This window comes from Guptibacillus hwajinpoensis, assembly GCF_020171785.1.
Lineage (GTDB): Bacteria > Bacillota > Bacilli > Bacillales > Guptibacillaceae > Guptibacillus > Guptibacillus sedimenti.
This window is the reverse complement of sequence record NZ_JAIVAE010000008.1, coordinates 122,592-140,948: the sequence shown is the minus strand read 5'-3', so window position 1 is coordinate 140,948 and position 18,357 is coordinate 122,592. Positions and strand designations below refer to the sequence as shown.

At 40.1% G+C, this 18,357-nt stretch carries 24 protein-coding genes and 1 other annotated feature (1 of these 25 cut by a window edge); of the genes, 15 read left to right on the top strand and 9 right to left on the bottom strand.

Annotated features, from left to right (window positions below):
* Positions 1-177: 177 nt before the first annotated feature.
* Together LCL91_RS13135 and LCL91_RS13130 are read left to right on the top strand one after the other, a co-directional pair.
* Positions 178-957 (top strand): TerC family protein, encoded by a 780-nt coding sequence (locus LCL91_RS13135; protein WP_224883005.1) that lies wholly within the window; start codon positions 178-180, stop codon positions 955-957.
* 86 nt (positions 958-1,043) lie between these two features.
* On the top strand, positions 1,044-1,451 hold the full coding sequence (locus LCL91_RS13130) for an NUDIX hydrolase (RefSeq protein WP_224883003.1): 408 nt from the start codon (positions 1,044-1,046) through the stop codon (positions 1,449-1,451).
* A gap of 50 nt (positions 1,452-1,501) precedes the next feature.
* Here the strand turns inward: LCL91_RS13130 and LCL91_RS13125 are convergent, their stop codons facing one another.
* Positions 1,502-2,782 (bottom strand): histidine--tRNA ligase, encoded by a 1,281-nt coding sequence (locus LCL91_RS13125; RefSeq protein ID WP_305078270.1) that lies wholly within the window; start codon positions 2,780-2,782, stop codon positions 1,502-1,504.
* Positions 2,783-3,062: 280 nt separating this feature from the next.
* Between LCL91_RS13125 and LCL91_RS13120 the strand changes: the two genes are divergently transcribed.
* Positions 3,063-3,986, top strand: a complete 924-nt coding sequence (locus LCL91_RS13120; RefSeq protein ID WP_224883000.1) for an aminoglycoside phosphotransferase family protein — start codon at positions 3,063-3,065, stop codon at positions 3,984-3,986.
* A gap of 10 nt (positions 3,987-3,996) precedes the next feature.
* Here the strand turns inward: LCL91_RS13120 and LCL91_RS13115 are convergent, their stop codons facing one another.
* Together LCL91_RS13115 and LCL91_RS13110 are read right to left on the bottom strand one after the other, a co-directional pair.
* Positions 3,997-4,668 carry a DUF4396 domain-containing protein gene (locus LCL91_RS13115; RefSeq protein WP_224882998.1) on the bottom strand — a complete coding sequence of 224 codons (672 nt, stop codon included), beginning with the start codon at positions 4,666-4,668 and terminating at the stop codon, positions 3,997-3,999.
* Positions 4,669-4,789: 121 nt separating this feature from the next.
* A complete protein-coding gene (locus LCL91_RS13110; protein ID WP_224882996.1) occupies positions 4,790-5,773 on the bottom strand; it encodes a zinc-binding dehydrogenase in 984 nt (327 codons plus the stop codon).
* 185 nt (positions 5,774-5,958) lie between these two features.
* Here LCL91_RS13110 and LCL91_RS13105 point away from each other — a divergent pair, with 185 nt between their 5' ends.
* The 3 genes from LCL91_RS13105 (at position 5,959) to lspA (ending at position 7,096) form a co-directional block, all read left to right on the top strand.
* Positions 5,959-6,123: a hypothetical protein gene (locus LCL91_RS13105; protein WP_224882994.1), complete on the top strand. Its 165-nt coding sequence runs from the start codon at positions 5,959-5,961 to the stop codon at positions 6,121-6,123.
* A gap of 19 nt (positions 6,124-6,142) precedes the next feature.
* The gene (locus LCL91_RS13100) at positions 6,143-6,541 is read left to right on the top strand and encodes an NUDIX hydrolase (RefSeq protein WP_224882992.1); all 399 of its coding nucleotides are present in this window, start codon (positions 6,143-6,145) and stop codon (positions 6,539-6,541) included.
* 66 nt (positions 6,542-6,607) lie between these two features.
* Complete coding sequence (gene lspA / locus LCL91_RS13095) at positions 6,608-7,096, top strand: signal peptidase II (RefSeq protein ID WP_224883211.1); 489 nt, start codon at positions 6,608-6,610, stop codon at positions 7,094-7,096.
* Between the two features lie 17 nt (positions 7,097-7,113).
* Here the strand turns inward: lspA and spxA are convergent, their stop codons facing one another.
* Positions 7,114-7,509, bottom strand: coding sequence for a transcriptional regulator SpxA (gene spxA / locus LCL91_RS13090; protein ID WP_098442482.1), 396 nt, complete (start codon positions 7,507-7,509; stop codon positions 7,114-7,116).
* Positions 7,510-7,762: 253 nt separating this feature from the next.
* Between spxA and LCL91_RS13085 the strand changes: the two genes are divergently transcribed.
* The 3 genes from LCL91_RS13085 (at position 7,763) to LCL91_RS13075 (ending at position 10,493) form a co-directional block, all read left to right on the top strand.
* Positions 7,763-8,959, top strand: coding sequence for an MFS transporter (locus LCL91_RS13085; protein ID WP_224882990.1), 1,197 nt, complete (start codon positions 7,763-7,765; stop codon positions 8,957-8,959).
* Positions 8,960-9,046: 87 nt separating this feature from the next.
* Positions 9,047-9,211 (top strand): hypothetical protein, encoded by a 165-nt coding sequence (locus tag LCL91_RS13080; RefSeq protein WP_224882988.1) that lies wholly within the window; start codon positions 9,047-9,049, stop codon positions 9,209-9,211.
* A gap of 157 nt (positions 9,212-9,368) precedes the next feature.
* A complete protein-coding gene (locus tag LCL91_RS13075) occupies positions 9,369-10,493 on the top strand; it encodes a M14 family metallopeptidase (protein WP_224882986.1) in 1,125 nt (374 codons plus the stop codon).
* Positions 10,494-10,535: 42 nt separating this feature from the next.
* Here the strand turns inward: LCL91_RS13075 and LCL91_RS13070 are convergent, their stop codons facing one another.
* Positions 10,536-10,835 carry an MTH1187 family thiamine-binding protein gene (locus LCL91_RS13070; RefSeq protein ID WP_224882985.1) on the bottom strand — a complete coding sequence of 100 codons (300 nt, stop codon included), beginning with the start codon at positions 10,833-10,835 and terminating at the stop codon, positions 10,536-10,538.
* Positions 10,836-11,010: 175 nt separating this feature from the next.
* On the opposite strand from LCL91_RS13070, the gene LCL91_RS13065 reads away from it, so the two are divergent.
* Together LCL91_RS13065 and LCL91_RS13060 are read left to right on the top strand one after the other, a co-directional pair.
* On the top strand, positions 11,011-11,304 hold the full coding sequence (locus tag LCL91_RS13065; RefSeq protein ID WP_224882984.1) for a hypothetical protein: 294 nt from the start codon (positions 11,011-11,013) through the stop codon (positions 11,302-11,304).
* A 79-nt stretch (positions 11,305-11,383) separates the two neighbouring features.
* Positions 11,384-11,671 carry a putative quinol monooxygenase gene (locus tag LCL91_RS13060; RefSeq protein ID WP_224882983.1) on the top strand — a complete coding sequence of 96 codons (288 nt, stop codon included), beginning with the start codon at positions 11,384-11,386 and terminating at the stop codon, positions 11,669-11,671.
* A gap of 176 nt (positions 11,672-11,847) precedes the next feature.
* Here the strand turns inward: LCL91_RS13060 and arsC are convergent, their stop codons facing one another.
* From arsC to LCL91_RS13045, 3 genes are read right to left on the bottom strand one after another with little or no spacing between them, the layout of a single operon-like run.
* Complete coding sequence (gene arsC, locus LCL91_RS13055) at positions 11,848-12,270, bottom strand: arsenate reductase (thioredoxin) (protein WP_224882982.1); 423 nt, start codon at positions 12,268-12,270, stop codon at positions 11,848-11,850.
* A gap of 24 nt (positions 12,271-12,294) precedes the next feature.
* Positions 12,295-13,587, bottom strand: coding sequence for an arsenic transporter (locus tag LCL91_RS13050; protein WP_224882981.1), 1,293 nt, complete (start codon positions 13,585-13,587; stop codon positions 12,295-12,297).
* A gap of 13 nt (positions 13,588-13,600) precedes the next feature.
* Positions 13,601-13,945, bottom strand: coding sequence for an ArsR/SmtB family transcription factor (locus LCL91_RS13045; protein WP_224882980.1), 345 nt, complete (start codon positions 13,943-13,945; stop codon positions 13,601-13,603).
* A 203-nt stretch (positions 13,946-14,148) separates the two neighbouring features.
* On the opposite strand from LCL91_RS13045, the gene LCL91_RS13040 reads away from it, so the two are divergent.
* Entirely contained in the window at positions 14,149-14,244 is a 96-nt protein-coding gene (locus LCL91_RS13040) for a YjcZ family sporulation protein (protein WP_142329528.1), read from the top strand.
* Positions 14,245-14,336: 92 nt separating this feature from the next.
* Here LCL91_RS13040 and LCL91_RS13035 read toward each other — a convergent pair whose 3' ends face one another.
* Complete coding sequence (locus LCL91_RS13035) at positions 14,337-15,425, bottom strand: fatty acid desaturase family protein (protein ID WP_224882979.1); 1,089 nt, start codon at positions 15,423-15,425, stop codon at positions 14,337-14,339.
* A gap of 326 nt (positions 15,426-15,751) precedes the next feature.
* On the opposite strand from LCL91_RS13035, the gene LCL91_RS13030 reads away from it, so the two are divergent.
* The 3 genes from LCL91_RS13030 (at position 15,752) to LCL91_RS13020 (ending at position 18,056) form a co-directional block, all read left to right on the top strand.
* Positions 15,752-16,585, top strand: a complete 834-nt coding sequence (locus LCL91_RS13030) for a basic amino acid ABC transporter substrate-binding protein (RefSeq protein WP_425589682.1) — start codon at positions 15,752-15,754, stop codon at positions 16,583-16,585.
* A 92-nt stretch (positions 16,586-16,677) separates the two neighbouring features.
* Positions 16,678-17,337 (top strand): amino acid ABC transporter permease, encoded by a 660-nt coding sequence (locus LCL91_RS13025; protein WP_098442492.1) that lies wholly within the window; start codon positions 16,678-16,680, stop codon positions 17,335-17,337.
* Positions 17,334-18,056, top strand: coding sequence for an amino acid ABC transporter ATP-binding protein (locus tag LCL91_RS13020; protein ID WP_224882977.1), 723 nt, complete (start codon positions 17,334-17,336; stop codon positions 18,054-18,056). Before LCL91_RS13025 ends, LCL91_RS13020 begins: the two co-directional genes overlap by 4 nt.
* A gap of 64 nt (positions 18,057-18,120) precedes the next feature.
* Positions 18,121-18,357 (top strand) — a binding site (T-box leader); it runs 7 nt beyond the window's last position.

Genomic DNA, 18,357 nt, shown 5'->3' with positions numbered 1-18,357 from the left:
CAAAGTCGTCATTCCAGAGCATGTTAGCTCTCGGCTTTGTTGGCAACATTCGTGTTGTTAGCAAGACCTTTACTTTTACGGTAAAGGTCTTTATTTGTTTCAAAAGACCTTTTGCCAAGCGGCAGAGGTCTTTTTTTATGCAAGATCATTTATTTGAAAAATAAGGAGGACTTAGTAATGGATGTGTCAATGTTGTTGGAATACGGATGGGTTTTGTTACTTCTCATTGCACTTGAAGGGCTGCTTGCGGCAGATAATGCTCTTGTATTGGCGATTATGGTAAAACATTTACCAGAAGAAGAGCGTAAGAAAGCATTGTTTTACGGGCTAGCTGGTGCCTTTGTTTTTCGCTTTGCCTCCTTATTTGCGATTTCTTTTCTCGTTGGTGTTTGGCAGGTGCAAGCGATCGGTGCGCTTTACCTTTTATTCATTGCAATTAATCATATCGTTCGAAAGCAGCTGATGAAGAAGGGGAAAAGCGATGTTGAGAAAAAAACCAAAAAGCAGTCTGGGTTTTGGGGAACAGTCATTAAAGTGGAATTAGCAGATATTGCGTTTGCGGTCGATTCTATCTTAGCTGCCGTTGCTTTAGCCGTTACGCTTCCCAATACACCTCTTCCACAAATAGGTGGACTAGACGGCGGGAAATTTCTTGTGATTTTTGCTGGTGGGCTAATCGGATTAATTGTGATGCGATTCGCGGCCAATTATTTTGTGAAACTTTTAAAAGCTAAGCCAGGGTTGGAGATTGCTGCTTTCATGATTGTTGGTTGGGTAGGTGTAAAATTGTCTGTTTACACCCTTTCTCACCCAGAATTAAGCATTCTACCTGAATCATTTGCGAAATCACCCGAATGGAAAGTTACGTTCTATGCAGTATTGCTCCTCATTGCAATCGGAGGCTGGTTTTTATCGAGTTCAAAAAAATCTGAAGTGTCAAAAGGAGAATCAATGTAAATGATCAGCGTTTTCTCCAAATCGCGCAATGAATCTGGTAAATTAAATAAGTAGCATACGGTAACAATTCGGATGAGGAGGAGCAAATGATAAGAGTAGATGTTGTGTATACGCTTCTTTATAACGAAAGGGACGATCAAGTGTTAATGGTTCAAAATAAGAAGCATGACAATTGGTCACTCCCTGGTGGTGCTGTCGAAGAAGGAGAGACGCTCGTCGAGGCGGCTAGTCGTGAAATGAGAGAAGAAACGGGATTAACGGTGGAAGTGGGAAACGTGTTGAGTGTTAATGAAGCATTTATAGGAAATCATCACGCTCACTTCTTTACCTTTCAAGGCAGAATCACGAACGGCACGATTGCCATTCTAGACACAGAAACGATTGCGGAGGCAAAGTGGATGAATCGAACTGAAGCGGATGAATGGATGCCTTATTATCAAGGGGGGATTCAGACGTTACTCAAAGCGTCTGTACCATACGTCTTTCAAGGTTGAATGTAACGGCGGTAAGGGCAAAACCCTTACCGCTGTTTTCATCCAAAAGTTTAAAAACGAAAGGAGATGCTTTCTTCTTTTCCTTCATTTAATGACTTCACGATAATCTTGTTATTCGTTACTTCTTCGTTTCCTATAAGAATGACTTTTTCGATTCCTCTTTTACTCGCTCGTTCAAGCGATTTCCCAATTCTCTTTTCACTCATATCTACTTCCACTCGATAACCTAATTTACGATAAGTGGAGGCAACCATTAGGGCTTCACGCTTGGCATCGATCGGAATGATCATATAATCGGGTTGTGAATCCTTAACGAGTGATGACTCCCTTCCTTTTAATGCAGTGAAAATCACATCAAGACCGAATGAAATGCCAACGGTTGAAAAGGATTCTTCACTGCCTAGTAAACCAGCAATAGCGCTGTCATAGCGACCGCCACTGCCTATGCTCGATGAGATGGACTGATCACTGAGGAAAATCTCATAAATGGTTCCGGTATAAATATCAAGACCTCTTGCAAGAAATGGGTTAAAGGAGCAATTCTTTAGAACGTTAAGTCCATCCAAATAGGAAGTTAGTTCAGAAAGCTCATTTACTCCTTTTTGCACATTCTCATTCTCGGAGGCAAATTGTTGGAAATAAGTGAGGTTTTGACCGCTCCAGTCTTGCGCGTAGCGCTCAACGTTCCGAATGGCGTCTGCAGAGATGTCTTTTTGTTGAAGTTCTTTTTTAACACCTTCTATTCCAATTTTCTCGAGTTTATCCATTGTCAGGATAACATCGTTTAATCGCGAGGAAGGGACCGATAGGGTCTGTAGCATGCCGGCAAGAAGCTTGCGATTGTTATATTGAATCGTTACGTTAAGTTCAAGTTGATTGAAAATATCAAGTGCCATTTCCATTAATTCAGCTTCTGCCATTTGAGAACTTACGCCGGTGATATCGACATCACATTGAGTAAATTCGCGGAATCGTCCCGGTTTCACAGGTCCATCTCGAAAAACTTTTCCAATTTCATATCGCTTGAATGGCATACGTAAACCTGGATTCATTGCCACTACTTTTGCAAATGGAATGGTAAGGTCGTAACGAAGGGCAAGCTCTCTTTTCCCACGATCGCTAAGTGTGTACATTTCTTCTAAGATTTCATCCCCGCCCGCGTATTTGGAAGCCATTAGTTTTTGTTCATTTAGAATAGGCGTTTCTAACGGAAGACAGTTATATTGGATAAACGTATCCTCAAGCGTTAGCCTCACTTTTCGACGTATTCGCTCATCCTCAGGTAAATAATCCATTGTTCCTTTTACATTTTGATCTTTCAGCTTTTTCATTGCGCTCATCCTTTCGTTTTTGAATACAAAAAACCGCATGAATGGGAGAAGAGTTCTTCTCAATTCATGCGGTTACGAGCAATAGCCTTCCTATACGCGATTTTTTATCAATCGGATAGCAAGGCTAACTGTGATGATGAAGTTGTACGATGAATAACTGTTTCATATCGCTCACCTCTTATTGTCAAATATAGTAGCATACGAAAAATATTAAGGCAATCTTTCTTTTCTTCTGAATATTTGATAGGATAATATTTCCTTTAGAAAGGCGGTTAGAACAATGAAAAACCTTACAAAAGAGAAAATCATCTCTAGGATCCCAGAATTGACTGATGAGACACTCATTCCAATTACAAAAGGATATTCGCATGATTTAAAATACGCAACACATTGGAAGGGACAGCACGTGTTGCTTCGGATCTATGAGCTAGCTTTAAGTGAGCGCGTACAAGAAAAAGTAGCAAAGATGCGTGCATTTAGGGAGCGTGGTGTTCGATGTCAGGAAGTGTATGCCTTTGGTGTGATACCGGAAGAAAATTTCTGTTACACGATTTTTTCTTTTCTTGAAGGAGAAGATGGCGAGGTGGCGTTACCTAGCTTAACAGAGGCTGAACAATACAGAGCAGGGTATGAAGCGGGAGTAGATCTTTTGAAAATGCACGAATTGCCCATCGTTGCCTCTAAATCAGAGCATATCGCTTTTGTGACAACTAAATTTGAGAAGGCGGTCAAGCGGTATTTGAAGCTCGAAACACGTCTTTCACATGATCAAGAGATAATTGATTATGTTAGAAGAAACTTGCCACTTATTGGAGAGAGTAAGCTTGTATTTGCGCATCATGATTATCATGCAGGAAACCTGATTATTCAGCATGGAAAGTATGCTGGTGTGATTGATTTTAACCGATGTGGTGTAAACACGGCTTATTCTGAGTTTGATAAGCTTGAATTGTTTTCGAGTCGCTTGAGCATTCCTTTTTCAAAAGGGATGATTCAAGGATACTTTTCTGGTGAAGTTCCTGAACTTTTCTGGAAAATTCGTTCCGTACATATGGCCCAGATCCTTATCTATCATATGAATTGGGCGACGGATTTTTTTCCACAAGATCTTTCACTTGCCGAAGAAGCAATAGAATATGTTCTAGAGACATATGATAGTTTTCATCGAATGGTTCCAAAATGGTATGAAGAAAGCCAGGCATAGGCCTGACTGATCACATCGCTTCTTTTATCCCCTTTTTAACGAGCCACCAATTTGCTGGATAGCTTGTCGCAAATCCAAGAACCATCGCAATTTGCATCATAAACCAGTATACGGCTGAGTTAGGCTTTGGAGGTTCGGCAAAGAGAACGAAATGTACGATGGCCATCCAGCCAAACATTCCAACTTCAAAAGCAATTAAGGAAAGCGTGTCTGCTTTGGCGGCTTCTTTAATCGCACTCCATGCACCATCTTCTTTGTTCATTGGATAAATGGCATAAAATTGAAAAAGGATACCGAATCCATATGCCAGTATAAACTCAACGAGATAGTGTGTGTAAAGAACAGAGCCCAGGAGAGCAAATCCAGTTAAGGCAACGATCGGAACGCCGACAGCATCTCCTAAAGTGCAGCCTGCTGAGCAATGACTCGTAGACATAAACACTTTTGCAGGTTCACCTCGATGATCGTCATAATCCAGGTTTTTTGCCTTCAGGCGTCCCCATTTAAAATATGACCAGATCGCAAATGGGCCAAGAAACCACCCGTTAATTGGCCAAACGACGTTCATAATTCGCATCATTTGTGGATGACGGATAATATCAACAAGAATCACGAGCGATGAGAGTAACCCAATGGAAAGAGCGAGAATTGAAATAAGCTGAAGTGTGTTCAAATGAATCATCCCCTTGGAGTATTAAGTCTATTTATAAACTTTACCCACTAGGGGTATTTCCAAAACAGGGGTTATCCGAATGAACAAAAAAACCGCTCTCCAGATAGTGAGAGCGGTTTTTGAGAGCGGATTATTCGCTAATTTTCGCAACAATCTTACCAGTTACATGACGCTTCGATAACTCAACTAAAGCTTGTGGCACCTCTTCAAGAGATATGGTTTTTGAAATCATCGGATCCAGATGGCCACCTAGAAGAAGTTGAATCATTTCATCTCCCATCATAGCAAGGTCAGCTTGTTCTGCTAAGTTAGAGGATTGATACACGCCTCCAAGAGCGATCTGATGGAAAGAGAGTGGTCGAGCGAAAGAGACACCCTGTTGAAAATCTGGGGCACCGGCAATATACGCGATTTGACCGTTAAATGTTAAGGTTTCAAGTGATTTTGTCGCGTTATCTCCACTTACAGCGTCAAGCACAGCGTGAACGCCAATACCGTTTGTTAGTTCGAGCGTTCGTTCCACGAAGTCTTCTTCTTTGTAGTCAATTGCATAGTCAGCACCAAGTTTTTTTACAAAATCGTGATTATGACGTGACGCTGTTGTAATGACGGTTAATCCCATATACTTCGCCATCTGAATCGCAAAGCCACCTACACCACCAGCGCCGGCATGAATCAGAATCGTTTGCCCGCGATGAATGTGTAGCTTGCGGAAAAGGGCCTGATAAGCAGTGTATCCTGCGGTTGGGAGTGCTGCAGCATCAACGAAAGAAATGGATTCAGGAAGCTTAGCAATCGTGTGAGCTTGTGCAATTGCATATTCGGCAAATGTTCCTTTCTTCATGAGATCGCCATGGTACACTACGCGATCACCTGGCTTCCAATCCGTTACTTCTTCGCCTACTTCCTCGATCACACCAGCGCCGTCAAGACCAAGGATATGAGGGTATTCCCAGTTAGGGTTTCCGTTTGTTGCCGTCTTATAATCAACGGGGTTTAATCCAGCAGCGTGAATGTTAACAAGAACTTCCCCTTTTTTGGGAGAAGGGGTTTCCATTTCTTGCACTTTCATGGAATCCCACTGATTTTTATCTTGAAGTAAAAGAGCTTTCATCTTAATTCCTCCTCTAGTATGAATATGGATATGATTCACCTGAACTCGTTTTTGTAAACCTAAGCGTTTTGCCATTATAAAACAGATGATTTTTTTTGATAAGTAGGCACTTTTTAGTAACTATGTGAAACAAAACAGCTTCCACAATCGTAGAAAGAGTAGAGAGCTCAATAAGGAGTGAGTAGATGACACTGATCGGATGGGTTTTTTGGGGAACAATTGCAACGTTTCTAGTGGTTGGCTTTCTCTTCCAAAAAGTTTTTGGAACAAAAGCACCGAATCGAACGAAACACGAACTAGCACAAGAAGAAGTGAAAAGCCATACAAGTCAATACGTTCATAATGATTGAAACTAAAGGGTGAATGGTCATGCGAGAATGGATTGGAGCAGCGGCAGTTTGTACAAATGATCAGGGGGATTTGCTGATGATTCAAAATGACAAGGAGAAATGGGCCGTTCCTTCTGGAGAAGTAGAAAAAGATGAAACGCCTGAGATGTGCTGCATACGTGAAGTGAAAGAAGAAACAGGCTATGATGTTGCGATTGAAAAGCCACTATTTGTGAAAGATCAGGATGTGAATGGCGTTCATGTCACGACTTATTATTATGAAGTAAATGTGGTTGGCGGCATGATTTCTCTTTCGAAATCTGAACAAGACGTAACTGAAATTGAGTGGAAAACAGTGGAAGAAGTGGAAGCGGTAGTTCATGCTTATCCTGAAGACGCATCTTACTTAACGAATTTCTTATATGAAAAGACTCCTTAACATGGTTTAAGGAGTTTTTTATGCTTCAACCTCATTTTATATAAGGATGTGAACGATTTGAAGCGGATGATTCCTTTAGTGACCTTCTTTTTAGCGATTGATCTTATAACCAAACGTTGGATTGACTCTGTCCTAACGATCAATGAACGGATTGAAGTCATTGATGGTATTTTAGGTTTCCGGCTTTACTATAACGCGGGCGCCACGATGGGGCTATTAGAAGGATACACGGGTTTACTTCTCTTTCTACAAACAGGAATCATTCTTCTGTTGATTTACGGGTACATACGTGCAACTCCAAAACGTTTTGCCATGCAAGTAGCTTTTAGCTTATTGATTAGTGGTGGGATTGGAAATTTAGTTGATCGTATTCAATATGGTCATGTTATTGATTTTCTTTCAGTAAAGTGGAGCTCGGGTATTTTTAACGTAGCTGATATGTGTATTCGATATGGGTTTATTTTAATCGTTATTCTTTACTTCATGAAGAAATTTACGATCAAAGGCTTGGATGAAGATGCAAATCAAGAGCCACAAAAAAGCGAGAGAGGATAATCCTCTCTCGCTTTCATTTATTGCGCTTCTTGAAGAATTTGTTCAAGCTGAAATGCGCGAACTTTCCTTGGTAGGAAGCTTCTTATTTCATCTTCATGAAAACCAACCTGAAGACGTTTCGTATCAAGTAAGATCGGTCGCTTCAAAATACCAGGATTTTCTTTAATTAAGCTATAAAGTTCCTGAAGCGTCAGTTCATCGAGCTCTTTATCAAGTGATTCAAACGCCTTTGAGCGCTTTGAGATGATTTCTTCTGTTCCTTTTTCAGTCATACGTATAATCGCTTTAATTTCATCCTCAGAGAGTGGCTTTGCAAACATGTTCCGCTGTTCATAAGGAAGATTGTGCTCTTCAAGCCATGCTTTCGCCTTTCTGCAAGATGTACAGCTTGGTGACGTATAAAGTGTAATCATGTGTTTGACCTCCAAACGGATTTTACATGGTTCATCTCCATGTTAAGTATACTAAAAAAGTGGTTCGCTGACTGTAAGTTATGTTACACATTTTTGACGATTATCTATGTTTGATTTCATTTCCTAATAATAAAGTAGCGAAGTTAATGCAGGAGTAAGTGTTGTTTCATTATAGCCAGGTTTTACTAGGGTATACCCACTAACAAGAGCAGGCAAACTACATATGAAGTAGAGATCTTAATGGAGGATGCTCATGGACAATAAAAAGAAGTGGGATTTGATTTCTCTTGCTTCAATTCCACTTGTGATGACGCTGGGGAATTCAATGCTTATACCCGTTCTACCTCTTATTGAAAAAAAGCTAGGCATCACATCCTTTGAAGTATCGATGATCATTACGGTCTACTCAATCGCTGCTATCTTATTAATTCCGATTGCCGGGTATTTATCTGATCGATATGGAAGAAAAAAAGTGATTATCCCTAGTTTATTTATTGCAGGAGCTGGGGGACTAGTGACGGGATGGGCATCATGGTCTCTAGAAGATCCGTATAGCATGATTCTCATCGGAAGAGTACTTCAAGGGATTGGATCTTCAGGAGCAGCCCCAGTTGTCCTTCCGCTTGTAGGAGATTTATTCAAAAGTGATAAAGATGTAAGTGCAGGACTTGGTTTGATTGAAACTTCGAATACAATCGGTAAAGTACTTAGTCCTATCCTTGGGGCGCTCCTTGCTTCTTTTCTCTGGTACTTACCATTCTTAGCCATTCCGGTTTTCTCACTTATTTCTATATTGCTTGTTATTTTCCTTGTGGAGTCACCAGAGAAAAATGAGAAGCCGCAAACATTTTCATGTTTTTTGTCGTGTTTAAAGAACATTTTTCATAACGATGGAAAATGGCTGACAGCGATATTTGCGATCGGTGGCATAATCATGTTTGTTCTATTTGGAATTTTATTCTACCTCGCCGGATTTTTGGAAAAGGAGTTTCAAATTGTAGGTGTTAAGAAAGGAGCCATCATTGCCATTCCGCTTGTGGCCCTATCTTTGACTTCTTATATCGCTGGAAAACGAATTGGTGAGAACAAAACGACGATGAAATGGTGTATCTTTGCAGGTCTTTCCTTGCTGGCTGCTGCTACAATAGGTGTATCTTTTACGGAAATACTGTGGTTCATGTTACTAATATTGTTTGTAGCTGGGATCGGGATAGGCATGTCGCTTCCATGCCTTGATGCGCTTATAACAGAAGGCGTGAAAAAAGAAGAGCGTGGCACAATTACATCGCTTTACAGTTCAACGCGTTTCCTTGGGGTAGCAGCAGGACCACCGATCTATGCCATTCTTATGAAGCAATCGCATGAAATCGTCTTTTATACCTCTGCAGCTGTAGCTGTAGCAGCCATTCTACTTTGTTTTGTTTCGATTAAGCCTGAAGCGGATGTTTAGAGTGTTGAAATATGGGGTAACTATATAATCCCCCATTAAATCCTAAAAAGGGAATTGAAACAAGAGTACAAAGAGAGGGATGAAAGAATGTCATTAGAATTAACCTTACAATTTTTAATGTTAAGCATAGGGTTCATTGCAGTTGCAGCACTATTTCTAAATGTTGATAAGAAACGAACTCAGAAACGTTTGGAAGTCGAGCTAGCAGAATACGAACAGCAGCATGAACAAAATAACCAGAAACATAACTAAGATGGAGACTCTGAATTGGGTTTTCATCTTTTTTTGTGCTTTCAGATCCGATACTAAATTTAAGCAGAAAAGTTTGATATTTGAGTAGGGTGGAATGTAAAGGTTAGCTAACTGATTCCGCAACGGAACAACTTAATGATAAAGGAGAGTATTCGCTATGAACGGCACAGACCATTACTTTGCTAAAAATTACGATGAGTCAAGAGTAACCTTTCGCAGTCATCTCGATAAAATTCAAAAGAAGTGGCCGGATGCAACTTTAACAACAAAAGCGATTGGAAAAGAAGAAAATAACACAATTGATATGATTTATTCAGAAGCACTAACTTCAAATGATCAGGTGCTTTTTTTTACAACTGGTGAACACGGAATTGAAGGCTATGCAGGTGCAGCCGTTATTCAACTATTCGTTGAAAATTATCTTGATCAAATGGATCCATCCAAAACAGGTATTTGCTTGATTCATGCCATTAACCCGTGGGGAATGCGCCACTTTCGTCGCGTAACCGAAAATAACGTCGACCTTAACCGAAATTATTTCTATGATGAAAATTCCATTCGTAGAGATGTGAATAAAAATTATGCAAAAGAAAGTAACTTATTTTTACCGAATGGAAAAATCACTGATTTAAAAGAAGAAAAGCATAAGTTATATGCTCAGTTAATGAAAGGACTCGCAAAAGAAGGATACGCCGGATTGAAAAAGGCAAAGGGAATGGGGCAATTTGAATTTGAGCGAGGCGTCTACTATGGGGGTTCTTCAGCTGAAGAGTCGGCTGTTTTCTTGAAAAGTATTCAAGAAAAGATGCTAGGAACTTATGCGAGCGTGATTCATATGGATTGGCATACGGCCCTAGGGCCAACGAATGAAATCACGATGGTGATCTCTGAGAATGACGGCAGAAGCGTAGATGAGCTGAAAGAAGCTTATCAACTTAAAAATGTTGAAACCTATACCCCTGAGAAAGTAAAAGGTGACTCAACAAATCATTTCTATAAGCTCAAAGAAGAAGCGTATCCGGAAACATACCTTCTTTCCGCTCTGTTTGAGTTTGGAACGTTTGGAACAGACAAACAGGCAGAACTTCGTGAATTTATGACGATTATTTTAGAAAACCACTTGTATCATGAAGGCGCAGAGTCTGTGGATGATATTCAGTGGATTCTCGGAGAATTTGAAGCGATGTTTTATCCGAATGACGTAGAGTGGAAGAAATCGGTTCTAAATGAAGCGCGTAAAGGTATGGAAGGTGTATTAAAGAAAGAAGGCATCTTAAAATAAATAAAGGAGGTAGCGGATGATTCGCTACCTCCTTTTGCGTGCTTATCCAATTGATCTTCGAACTTCATTTACTTGCCCATCAATCGTAAGTGCCTTGTCTTCTCGATCCTCAATCTTAATATTCGTGATGACGCGATCTGACCCTTTCCGAAGCGCACTCGTATGAATGTCTCTCGCCAATTCAAAAAGTTCATCTACATTTCCTTCAAAAACGGTAGAAGTTGGGCCAATATGGTAAGTGAAGCCTTCTTTCTCAGCTATTTGAATGGCTTCAGTGACAAAATGACTCATACTCGTCTGACTAGTTCCTATAGGTGTTACGCTGATTTCTAAAAGTGCCATATACAAACGCCTCCAGTTTATTCATGATAATAGACTATTGACTGATCTGGCATTTTTTAAACATTTACTGTTTAAGCTCACTTCGAAAGTACTAACTACCTTATTTTACAAAAAAAGTGAAACGTCTTAGGTTTTTTTTTCGTATTAAGAATATAAGCTACAGGAGGGATGCTGTATGTGGAACTTTATTCTTATGCTAGCTGTTATTGTTGCTTCTTTAACAGGATTCAATTGGTTGATGGGGTATCGGAAAAACCATCTCCAAATCGATCTGGACGATCGCTATATGGATTACAACGAATACGTGAGAGCCTTAAAGAGTGAACTGAGATCTCAGGGGAAAGACGTGGACTATTTAGGTGACCGAACGTTTAAAATTGATGGGAAATCGTATATGTTTATTGAACGGAACGTAACAATGGGTGGGGTGCCACTACAGAGAGCAATCTTCAAACCGATAAAATCCTAGCAAGCATAAAAATTGCTTTGATAAGTTCTTGCCACTATGCTTATCCTATTCGTAAACGAGCATTGGAGGTTAGAAACAGATGAAGCAAATTGCAGTTACCGCTATATTAAAGCCAAAAGAAGGACAAGAAGAAGCCGTTTTACACGTTCTTCAAGAAGTGTTAGTAGGCTCACGAAATGAAGAAGGAAACATTCAGTATGACGTGCATCAATCAATAGAGGATTCAACGTACGTGATTTATGAAGTGTGGAAAGATCAACAAGCCATTGAGACGCATATTAACTCCGATCATTATGAAAAGTATCGGCAGGATATTGGTTCTTTGCTTGAGAGTAGAGAAGTATATAAAATGAAAAAGCTCGACTAACTTCATTATTGTCTGCTTTTCATTTCCGCGGAAATAACTGTGAAATCGCGGATAACTTTCGATTTTCGCGGAAAAAATATCGAGATTCGCGGAATAATCTTGAATATCGCGGAATTAACGACTTATTTCATACAAAAAAGCACGCTGGATGACTATCCACCGTGCTTTTATCTTAATTAGCGTCCTTCTTTCGCAAAACGAGCGATACGTTCTTCGATTTCATCGCGAACACGCTGAAAGAAGGCCCATTTTTCTTCTTCTGTTCCTTCTGCTTTCGCCGGATCATCAAATCCCCAGTGATCACGTTTCACATGAGGAGGCGTCACCGGGCATTTGTCTTTTGCATCGCCGCAAAGTGTGACAACGAAATCAGCGTTGTTTAACAATTCCATATCAATTTTATCTGATGTTTGGGTTGTGATATCAATTCCAGATTCGTTCATCGCCTTCACAGCATTAGGATTAAGCCCATGTGCCTCAATTCCTGCAGAATAAACATCGTACGTGTCACCAAGATATTTTTTTCCAAAACCTTCAGCCATTTGGCTTCGGCATGAGTTTCCTGTACATAAGAAATAGATTGATTTTTTAGTAGACATAGTGAGCTCCTTTTGAATCGAAATTTAAAGTATAAGTAGCCAGAAATAAAGGCCAAGTAACGTAATAAGTAACGTTGGTACGGTTAAGATAACGCCAATTTTAAAGTAGTAACCCCACGAAATTTTGACACCCTTTTGCGAAAGAACATGAAGCCATAGTAAGGTTGCAAGCGACCCAATTGGCGTGATTTTTGGACCTAAGTCAGAGCCGATAATATTGGCATAAATGAGCGCTTCGCGAAGTGTACCTGATGTGGTTGTGGATTCAATTGCAAGAGCATCAATCATAACCGTTGGCATATTGTTCATGATCGATGACAAAATAGCTGCGATAAAGCCCATTGAAATCGTGCCAACAAGTAATCCCTGGTCTGCAGCAGCTTGGATCACGTTTGCGAGAATATCGGTTAGTCCTTGATTACGGAGACCATAAACAACCACGTACATGCCAATTGAGAAGAAAACAATCGCCCATGGCGCCCCTTTAATTACCTTTGTTGTTTCTACAGCTTTGCTGCGTCTAGCCATTAAAAGAAAGAAGATCGCAACGATTCCGGCTATGATGGAAACAGGTACGCCGATAAACTCACTTGCGAAATAACCGATTAGAAGAACAGCTAGAACGATCCAGGAAAGTTTAAACATATGGATGTCCTTAATGGCTTGCTTTGGAATGCGAAGCTCATTGACGTCATAGTTCCCCGGAATATCTTTACGGAAGAAGAGATAAAGCACTAGAATGCTTGCTCCAAGTGAAAAAAAGTTCGGCACAATCATTCGCGAAGCATATTCAACGAATCCGATGTTAAAGAAATCAGCCGATACGATATTAACGAGGTTACTAACAACAAGGGGTAGTGACGTAGTATCAGCGATAAAACCACTTGCCATAATAAACGGAAAAATCATTTTTTCTTTGAAATTTAAATTTCGCACCATTGCGAGAACGATTGGTGTCAAAATAAGTGCGGCTCCGTCGTTGGCGAATAATGCTGCGACAATTGCTCCAAGCAATGAGACGTAGATAAACATCCGAAGCCCATTTCCTTTGGCGGCTTTTGCCATGTGAAGAGCAGCCCATTCAAAGAAACCAATTTCATCAAGAATAAGAGAGATGAGGATAATCGCAATAAATGCAAATGTGGCATTCCATACAATGCCTGTTACTGTGAGAACATCTTGAAAGTCCACAACACCCACAAGCAAAGCGAGTATAGCTCCCCCGCATGCAGACCAACCAATGCCAAGGTTTTTAGGTTGCCAGATAACAAGCACTAAAGTTAAAACAAAAATAAGTATAGCTAGTGTAACGGTCAAACAAATTCCCCCATTAATCGCAACAAATGCGCAATCCTTTTTTTTCTAGATCATTCAGTTTTTCCATTTGGTCAGGAATGATGGTTAAAATACGTTCAATCAGCAATATAGCTTCATGATCTGGATTTAACGAATAGAATACCCACTGCCCTTTTTTACGCTCCTTCACTAACCCAGCGTCTCTCAATTTCCTTAAATGCTGACTGATTGAAGGCTGGCTCATTTGAAGAACTTCTACAAATTCGCACACACAGCATTCACCATCTTTTAATAGTCCCATCATCGTTAAACGAGTTTTATCTCCAAGCAGTTTAAGAACAGAAGCTGCTGGTTCTAGTTCGATCACTGATTTCTCCATCGCTTCACCTCCCTGAATCAGTATATAAGCATACGCTTATATATGCAAGGGGATTTAATCAGATTAATACCCAAGAAGAGTTTATGGTCCTTATGAGAAGAAGGAATTGAAAAGTATCGATCAAAACTAAACAAACGCCCATCCATCAGATTGGTTTTTGCATAGTATGTATTAAATCCATGATGGAAAGGAGGTCATACTCCATGGGATACGGTTACGGCAGTGGGTTTGCTCTAATTGTAGTGCTGTTTATTCTCCTTATCATCGTAGGTGCAGCTTTTGTTGGAGGAGGCTACTAATTCTCAAAACATAAGCTGTATTTGGCAGAACAACTCTGTTGAAAAAGCACGGGTTGAATAATAAACGCGCAAGAAGGCTGATATCGATAGAGTCAGCCTTTTCTTGTAGGATTTTTTAGGACAGCCTTTTTTAATCGGTCACTATTCCTGGAAATCGATTTTAAATTTAAGTTATATCCGAGCGATCCATAGGTTTTACGGTTTTTTGGATCAATGAGGTTTGTGTGCCTTTGATAAACTCGAGGGGTTTGCCAGAGTGCTATCAACGCTTCCGTCATTGGCATTTCATGGTAACGTTCTGGCCACATTGCCTTAATGTGGTGTTTTACCCTTGGATAGTATTTAGGATTCATTCCAGGAAAAAGGTGGTGTTCTGTGTGATACGAGAAATTAAAGTGCAAGATATCTACAATTTTTGGCACCGTTACTGTGAGACTGTTAGCAAGTGGATCATTGACAGGAGTCAATGGATTTAACCGATGATTGGTTGAAATGTAAGCCATCACAATAAAGTTCGCGATTAGAAGGGGGACAAGATAAGCGAATAGCCAGTTCCGAAAACCAATGACGAAGATGAGACTTAGCCAAGAGATCCATGGCAAAATCATTTGCATCCAGATATCACGTTGTTTTTTACGATTGAATTCTTTTACATATGTAAAAAACATTTTCAAAGAATGAGCGCTAAATTGAACTGTAAGTGATGCAAAAGCAAAGAACGACCGGATAAACAGCGGAAGACCATAAATCCACTTAAACATTCTCATTTTTGATATACGCTCGAGTGTTGGCCAGGCGTCAGGATCATTTTCTTCATGCTGTGTATGAACATGGTGATTGAGGTTGTGCCATTTTCTCCAAAGCGTTGGTCCGGTGTTTAGAGGCCAAAAAGCCATTGCCCCCAAAAGGTCTCGAAGCCACGCTTTTCGTACGACAGTTCCATGTAAAATTTCATGACCAAGAAAACCTAGGCCGGCAAAACAGGAACCAAGGATAATAGAGAAAATTAGCAAAACAAGTGGATGAAAATCGTTCAAACCAATGAGTGAAATAACACTAATCGTGATGATGAGATATGTAAGTCCACCGAATAATCTAGTTGGAACGGGTTTAAAGGCTTCAGGTGGAAGAAGCTTTTTAAGTTTAGCAGCATACCAGCTAAATGAATGCAGGTCGTCCATCTTAATCCTCCTAATACTTGTGGAATTGGTGATGTTGTTCTTTGGAATAAAAAACCTGTGAGATAAACTAACGTCCTGATGGATGTCTTTTACATTTATAAAGCATGCCCAATTTATTTTGAAATAGCCTTTTTTTATTGATTTGTGGGATATTTCACCAGGGAATTAACCATTCTGAAGGTGTAACTTTGTGATATGACTAATTTTAAAGAAGAATAGTATCGAAAAATCATACTTTTTCTCAAATTTCAATATTGTTATTATAAAAGCGTTGTGTATAATTTAAAATATTAGAATATTAAAAAAATAGTTCAGGGGGGAATTTGATGAGAATGTTCACGAAAGGGTTATTGATTACGGTGTTAGCGTGCTTGTTAGCGATCATGACGGCATGTGGTCAGAATGAAAGTAGTTCGACAAGCACTTCTGAAGGGGATAGTGAGAAGAAAGAGAAGTTAATTGTTGGGACTGACGCTGCGTTTGCGCCATTCGAATACATGGATAAAGGTGAGATTGTTGGCTTTGATATGGACTTTCTTGATGCTGTGATGAAAGAAGCTGGTTATGAATGGGAACCGAAAAATATCGGTTGGGATCCGCTATTTGAAGCTGTGCGCCAGGGGAAAGAAGTAGACATGGCTATCTCAGGAATCACGATTAATGAAGACCGAGAAAAAACATTTGATTTCTCGAATCCATATTTTGAATCAACGCACATGGTGATGTTCAAAGAAGGAACAGATATTCAAACGGCAAAAGATATTGAAGGGCTGACAGTAGGGGTTCAAAACGGAACAACTGGACAAGCAGCAGCTGAGAAGATTATGGGAGATAAGAGCTCTAGTATTAAAAAGTTTGAAAACAACGTTGTTGCCATTATGGCACTGAAAAACAATGATGTGGAAGCGGTAGTAACGGATAATACGGTCGTCAATGAATATGTGAAGAATAACCCGGATGATAATTTCCAAACAATCGAAGATCCAGAAAACTTTGAATCTGAATTCTATGGCTTGATGTTCCCTAAGGACAGTGAACTGAAAGCAGAATTTGATGAAGCGATTAAAAAAGTAATCGAAAGTGGAGAATACGCTAAGATTTATGAAGAATGGTTTGGAAAAGAGCCCAATACAGATACGTTGCTTGAGCAAGCAAAATAAACGACTAAACCGACTTACTACGGCTTCAGTGATACACCGGCCGTAGTTCCTTGTCGGTTAACCATCGCAGAAAATCACAAAGGAGATCGAATATGGGCGTATTTTCATTTGAAATTGTTCGAGAGTATCTTCCTTTCTTTCTAAAGGGAGCTATGGTTACGGTTGGAGCTTCGTTAGCTGGGATACTAATTGGAAGCATTTTGGGACTGTTTATGGGGATTGGACGAATCTCAAAATCATGGTGGATTCGCTATCCATTTATTTGGTACATCAATGCTTTTAGAGGAACGCCGTTATTTGTTCAAATTCTTCTCATTCACTTCGGCTTAATTCCGTTAATAATGGAATCGGTTAATCCGCTTGTTTCTCTTATTGTGACGTTATCTTTGAATGCTACTGCATATATTGCTGAAATATTCCGCGCAGGAATTCAATCAATCGATCGAGGGCAAATGGAAGCAGCGAGATCGCTAGGAATGACGCATGTCCAGGCGATGCGTCATGTGATTCTGCCACAAGCATTTAAGAGAATGATTCCTCCCCTTGGGAATGAATTTATTGTGCTATTAAAGGATTCTTCTCTTGGAGCGATTATCGCCGCACCAGAATTAATGTACTGGGGGAGAGCCGCTCAAGGGCAATATTATCGCGTGTGGGAACCATACTTAACTGTAGCAATTATCTATTTAATCCTTACCCTTTCGTTGACGTACTTATTGAATTACATCGAAAGGAGACTGGATACGGCATGATTAAAGTCGAACGTTTGAAGAAATCTTTTGGTGATTTAGAAGTATTAAAAGAAATCAATGTCGAAATTAAACCTCAGGAAGTGGTCGTTGTCATTGGTCCTTCTGGATCCGGGAAGTCTACGTTTCTAAGGTGTTTGAATCTATTAGAATCGATTACTGGTGGCAAAGTAATGATTAAAGATCAGGACTTAACAGCAAAGGGGACAAATATCAATCAAGTGCGGACGAATGTAGGAATGGTCTTTCAACAGTTTAATTTATTTCCTCACAAAACCGTTCTTGAAAACATCATGATGTCTCCCATGAAAGTGAGAAAATGGCAGCGCAAGCAAGCAGAAGAAAAGGGACTTGCTCTTCTTCGTAAGGTAGGTCTTTATGAAAAGGCACATGTTTATCCTGACTCTTTATCTGGAGGCCAAAAGCAGCGCGTTGCCATTGCGAGAGCACTTGCGATGGAGCCTGAAATTATGCTGTTTGATGAGCCCACTTCTGCTTTGGATCCAGAAATGGTTGGAGAAGTGCTTGAAGTGATGAAAGAGCTAGCCAAAGAGGGGATGACAATGGTCGTTGTCACGCATGAAATGGGATTCGCAAAAGAAGTAGGGGATCGCGTTTTGTTTATGGACGGGGGATACATCGTAGAGGAGAATGTGCCAATTGAATTATTTGAGCATCCTAAGGAAGAGAGAACGAAAGCCTTTTTGAGTAAAGTGCTATAATTCATACAATATTTGTTGAAAAAGCCTTGCTTTTTTCTTCAGTAAGATTTAAGATAAGGAAAATAATTTAGCGATGAGGAAGAAGAGTAATCTTGAGTGACACTTTAGAGAGCTGATGGTTGGTGGAAATCAGCGTGTGCGACAGATGAATGGGCTTCTGAGCTTCCGGAACTGAACGATTTAGTAGGATTCGGCGGAGCGTCTTACCGATACAAGAGACACCTTATCGAAATGGGTTTCTGTAGGGGTAAGTGCGTTTACGTCTGTAAACGAATAAAGGTGGCACCACGGGGTCTCTCGT

Excerpts from the sequence above, each read along its gene's own strand:
- LCL91_RS13135 (WP_224883005.1), top strand. The coding sequence starts at position 178 with ATGGATGTGTCAATGTTGTTGGAATACGGATGGGTTTTGTTACTTCTC.
- LCL91_RS13130 (WP_224883003.1), top strand. The coding sequence starts at position 1,044 with ATGATAAGAGTAGATGTTGTGTATACGCTTCTTTATAACGAAAGGGAC.
- LCL91_RS13125 (WP_305078270.1), bottom strand. The coding sequence starts at position 2,782 with ATGAAAAAGCTGAAAGATCAAAATGTAAAAGGAACAATGGATTATTTA.
- LCL91_RS13120 (WP_224883000.1), top strand. The coding sequence starts at position 3,063 with ATGAAAAACCTTACAAAAGAGAAAATCATCTCTAGGATCCCAGAATTG.
- LCL91_RS13115 (WP_224882998.1), bottom strand. The coding sequence starts at position 4,668 with ATGATTCATTTGAACACACTTCAGCTTATTTCAATTCTCGCTCTTTCC.
- LCL91_RS13110 (WP_224882996.1), bottom strand. The coding sequence starts at position 5,773 with ATGAAAGCTCTTTTACTTCAAGATAAAAATCAGTGGGATTCCATGAAA.
- LCL91_RS13105 (WP_224882994.1), top strand. The coding sequence starts at position 5,959 with ATGACACTGATCGGATGGGTTTTTTGGGGAACAATTGCAACGTTTCTA.
- LCL91_RS13100 (WP_224882992.1), top strand. The coding sequence starts at position 6,143 with ATGCGAGAATGGATTGGAGCAGCGGCAGTTTGTACAAATGATCAGGGG.
- lspA (WP_224883211.1), top strand. The coding sequence starts at position 6,608 with ATGATTCCTTTAGTGACCTTCTTTTTAGCGATTGATCTTATAACCAAA.
- spxA (WP_098442482.1), bottom strand. The coding sequence starts at position 7,509 with ATGATTACACTTTATACGTCACCAAGCTGTACATCTTGCAGAAAGGCG.
- LCL91_RS13085 (WP_224882990.1), top strand. The coding sequence starts at position 7,763 with ATGGACAATAAAAAGAAGTGGGATTTGATTTCTCTTGCTTCAATTCCA.
- LCL91_RS13080 (WP_224882988.1), top strand. The coding sequence starts at position 9,047 with ATGTCATTAGAATTAACCTTACAATTTTTAATGTTAAGCATAGGGTTC.
- LCL91_RS13075 (WP_224882986.1), top strand. The coding sequence starts at position 9,369 with ATGAACGGCACAGACCATTACTTTGCTAAAAATTACGATGAGTCAAGA.
- LCL91_RS13070 (WP_224882985.1), bottom strand. The coding sequence starts at position 10,835 with ATGGCACTTTTAGAAATCAGCGTAACACCTATAGGAACTAGTCAGACG.
- LCL91_RS13065 (WP_224882984.1), top strand. The coding sequence starts at position 11,011 with ATGTGGAACTTTATTCTTATGCTAGCTGTTATTGTTGCTTCTTTAACA.
- LCL91_RS13060 (WP_224882983.1), top strand. The coding sequence starts at position 11,384 with ATGAAGCAAATTGCAGTTACCGCTATATTAAAGCCAAAAGAAGGACAA.
- arsC (WP_224882982.1), bottom strand. The coding sequence starts at position 12,270 with ATGTCTACTAAAAAATCAATCTATTTCTTATGTACAGGAAACTCATGC.
- LCL91_RS13045 (WP_224882980.1), bottom strand. The coding sequence starts at position 13,945 with ATGGAGAAATCAGTGATCGAACTAGAACCAGCAGCTTCTGTTCTTAAA.
- LCL91_RS13040 (WP_142329528.1), top strand. The coding sequence starts at position 14,149 with ATGGGATACGGTTACGGCAGTGGGTTTGCTCTAATTGTAGTGCTGTTT.
- LCL91_RS13035 (WP_224882979.1), bottom strand. The coding sequence starts at position 15,425 with ATGGACGACCTGCATTCATTTAGCTGGTATGCTGCTAAACTTAAAAAG.
- LCL91_RS13030 (WP_425589682.1), top strand. The coding sequence starts at position 15,752 with ATGAGAATGTTCACGAAAGGGTTATTGATTACGGTGTTAGCGTGCTTG.
- LCL91_RS13025 (WP_098442492.1), top strand. The coding sequence starts at position 16,678 with ATGGGCGTATTTTCATTTGAAATTGTTCGAGAGTATCTTCCTTTCTTT.
- LCL91_RS13020 (WP_224882977.1), top strand. The coding sequence starts at position 17,334 with ATGATTAAAGTCGAACGTTTGAAGAAATCTTTTGGTGATTTAGAAGTA.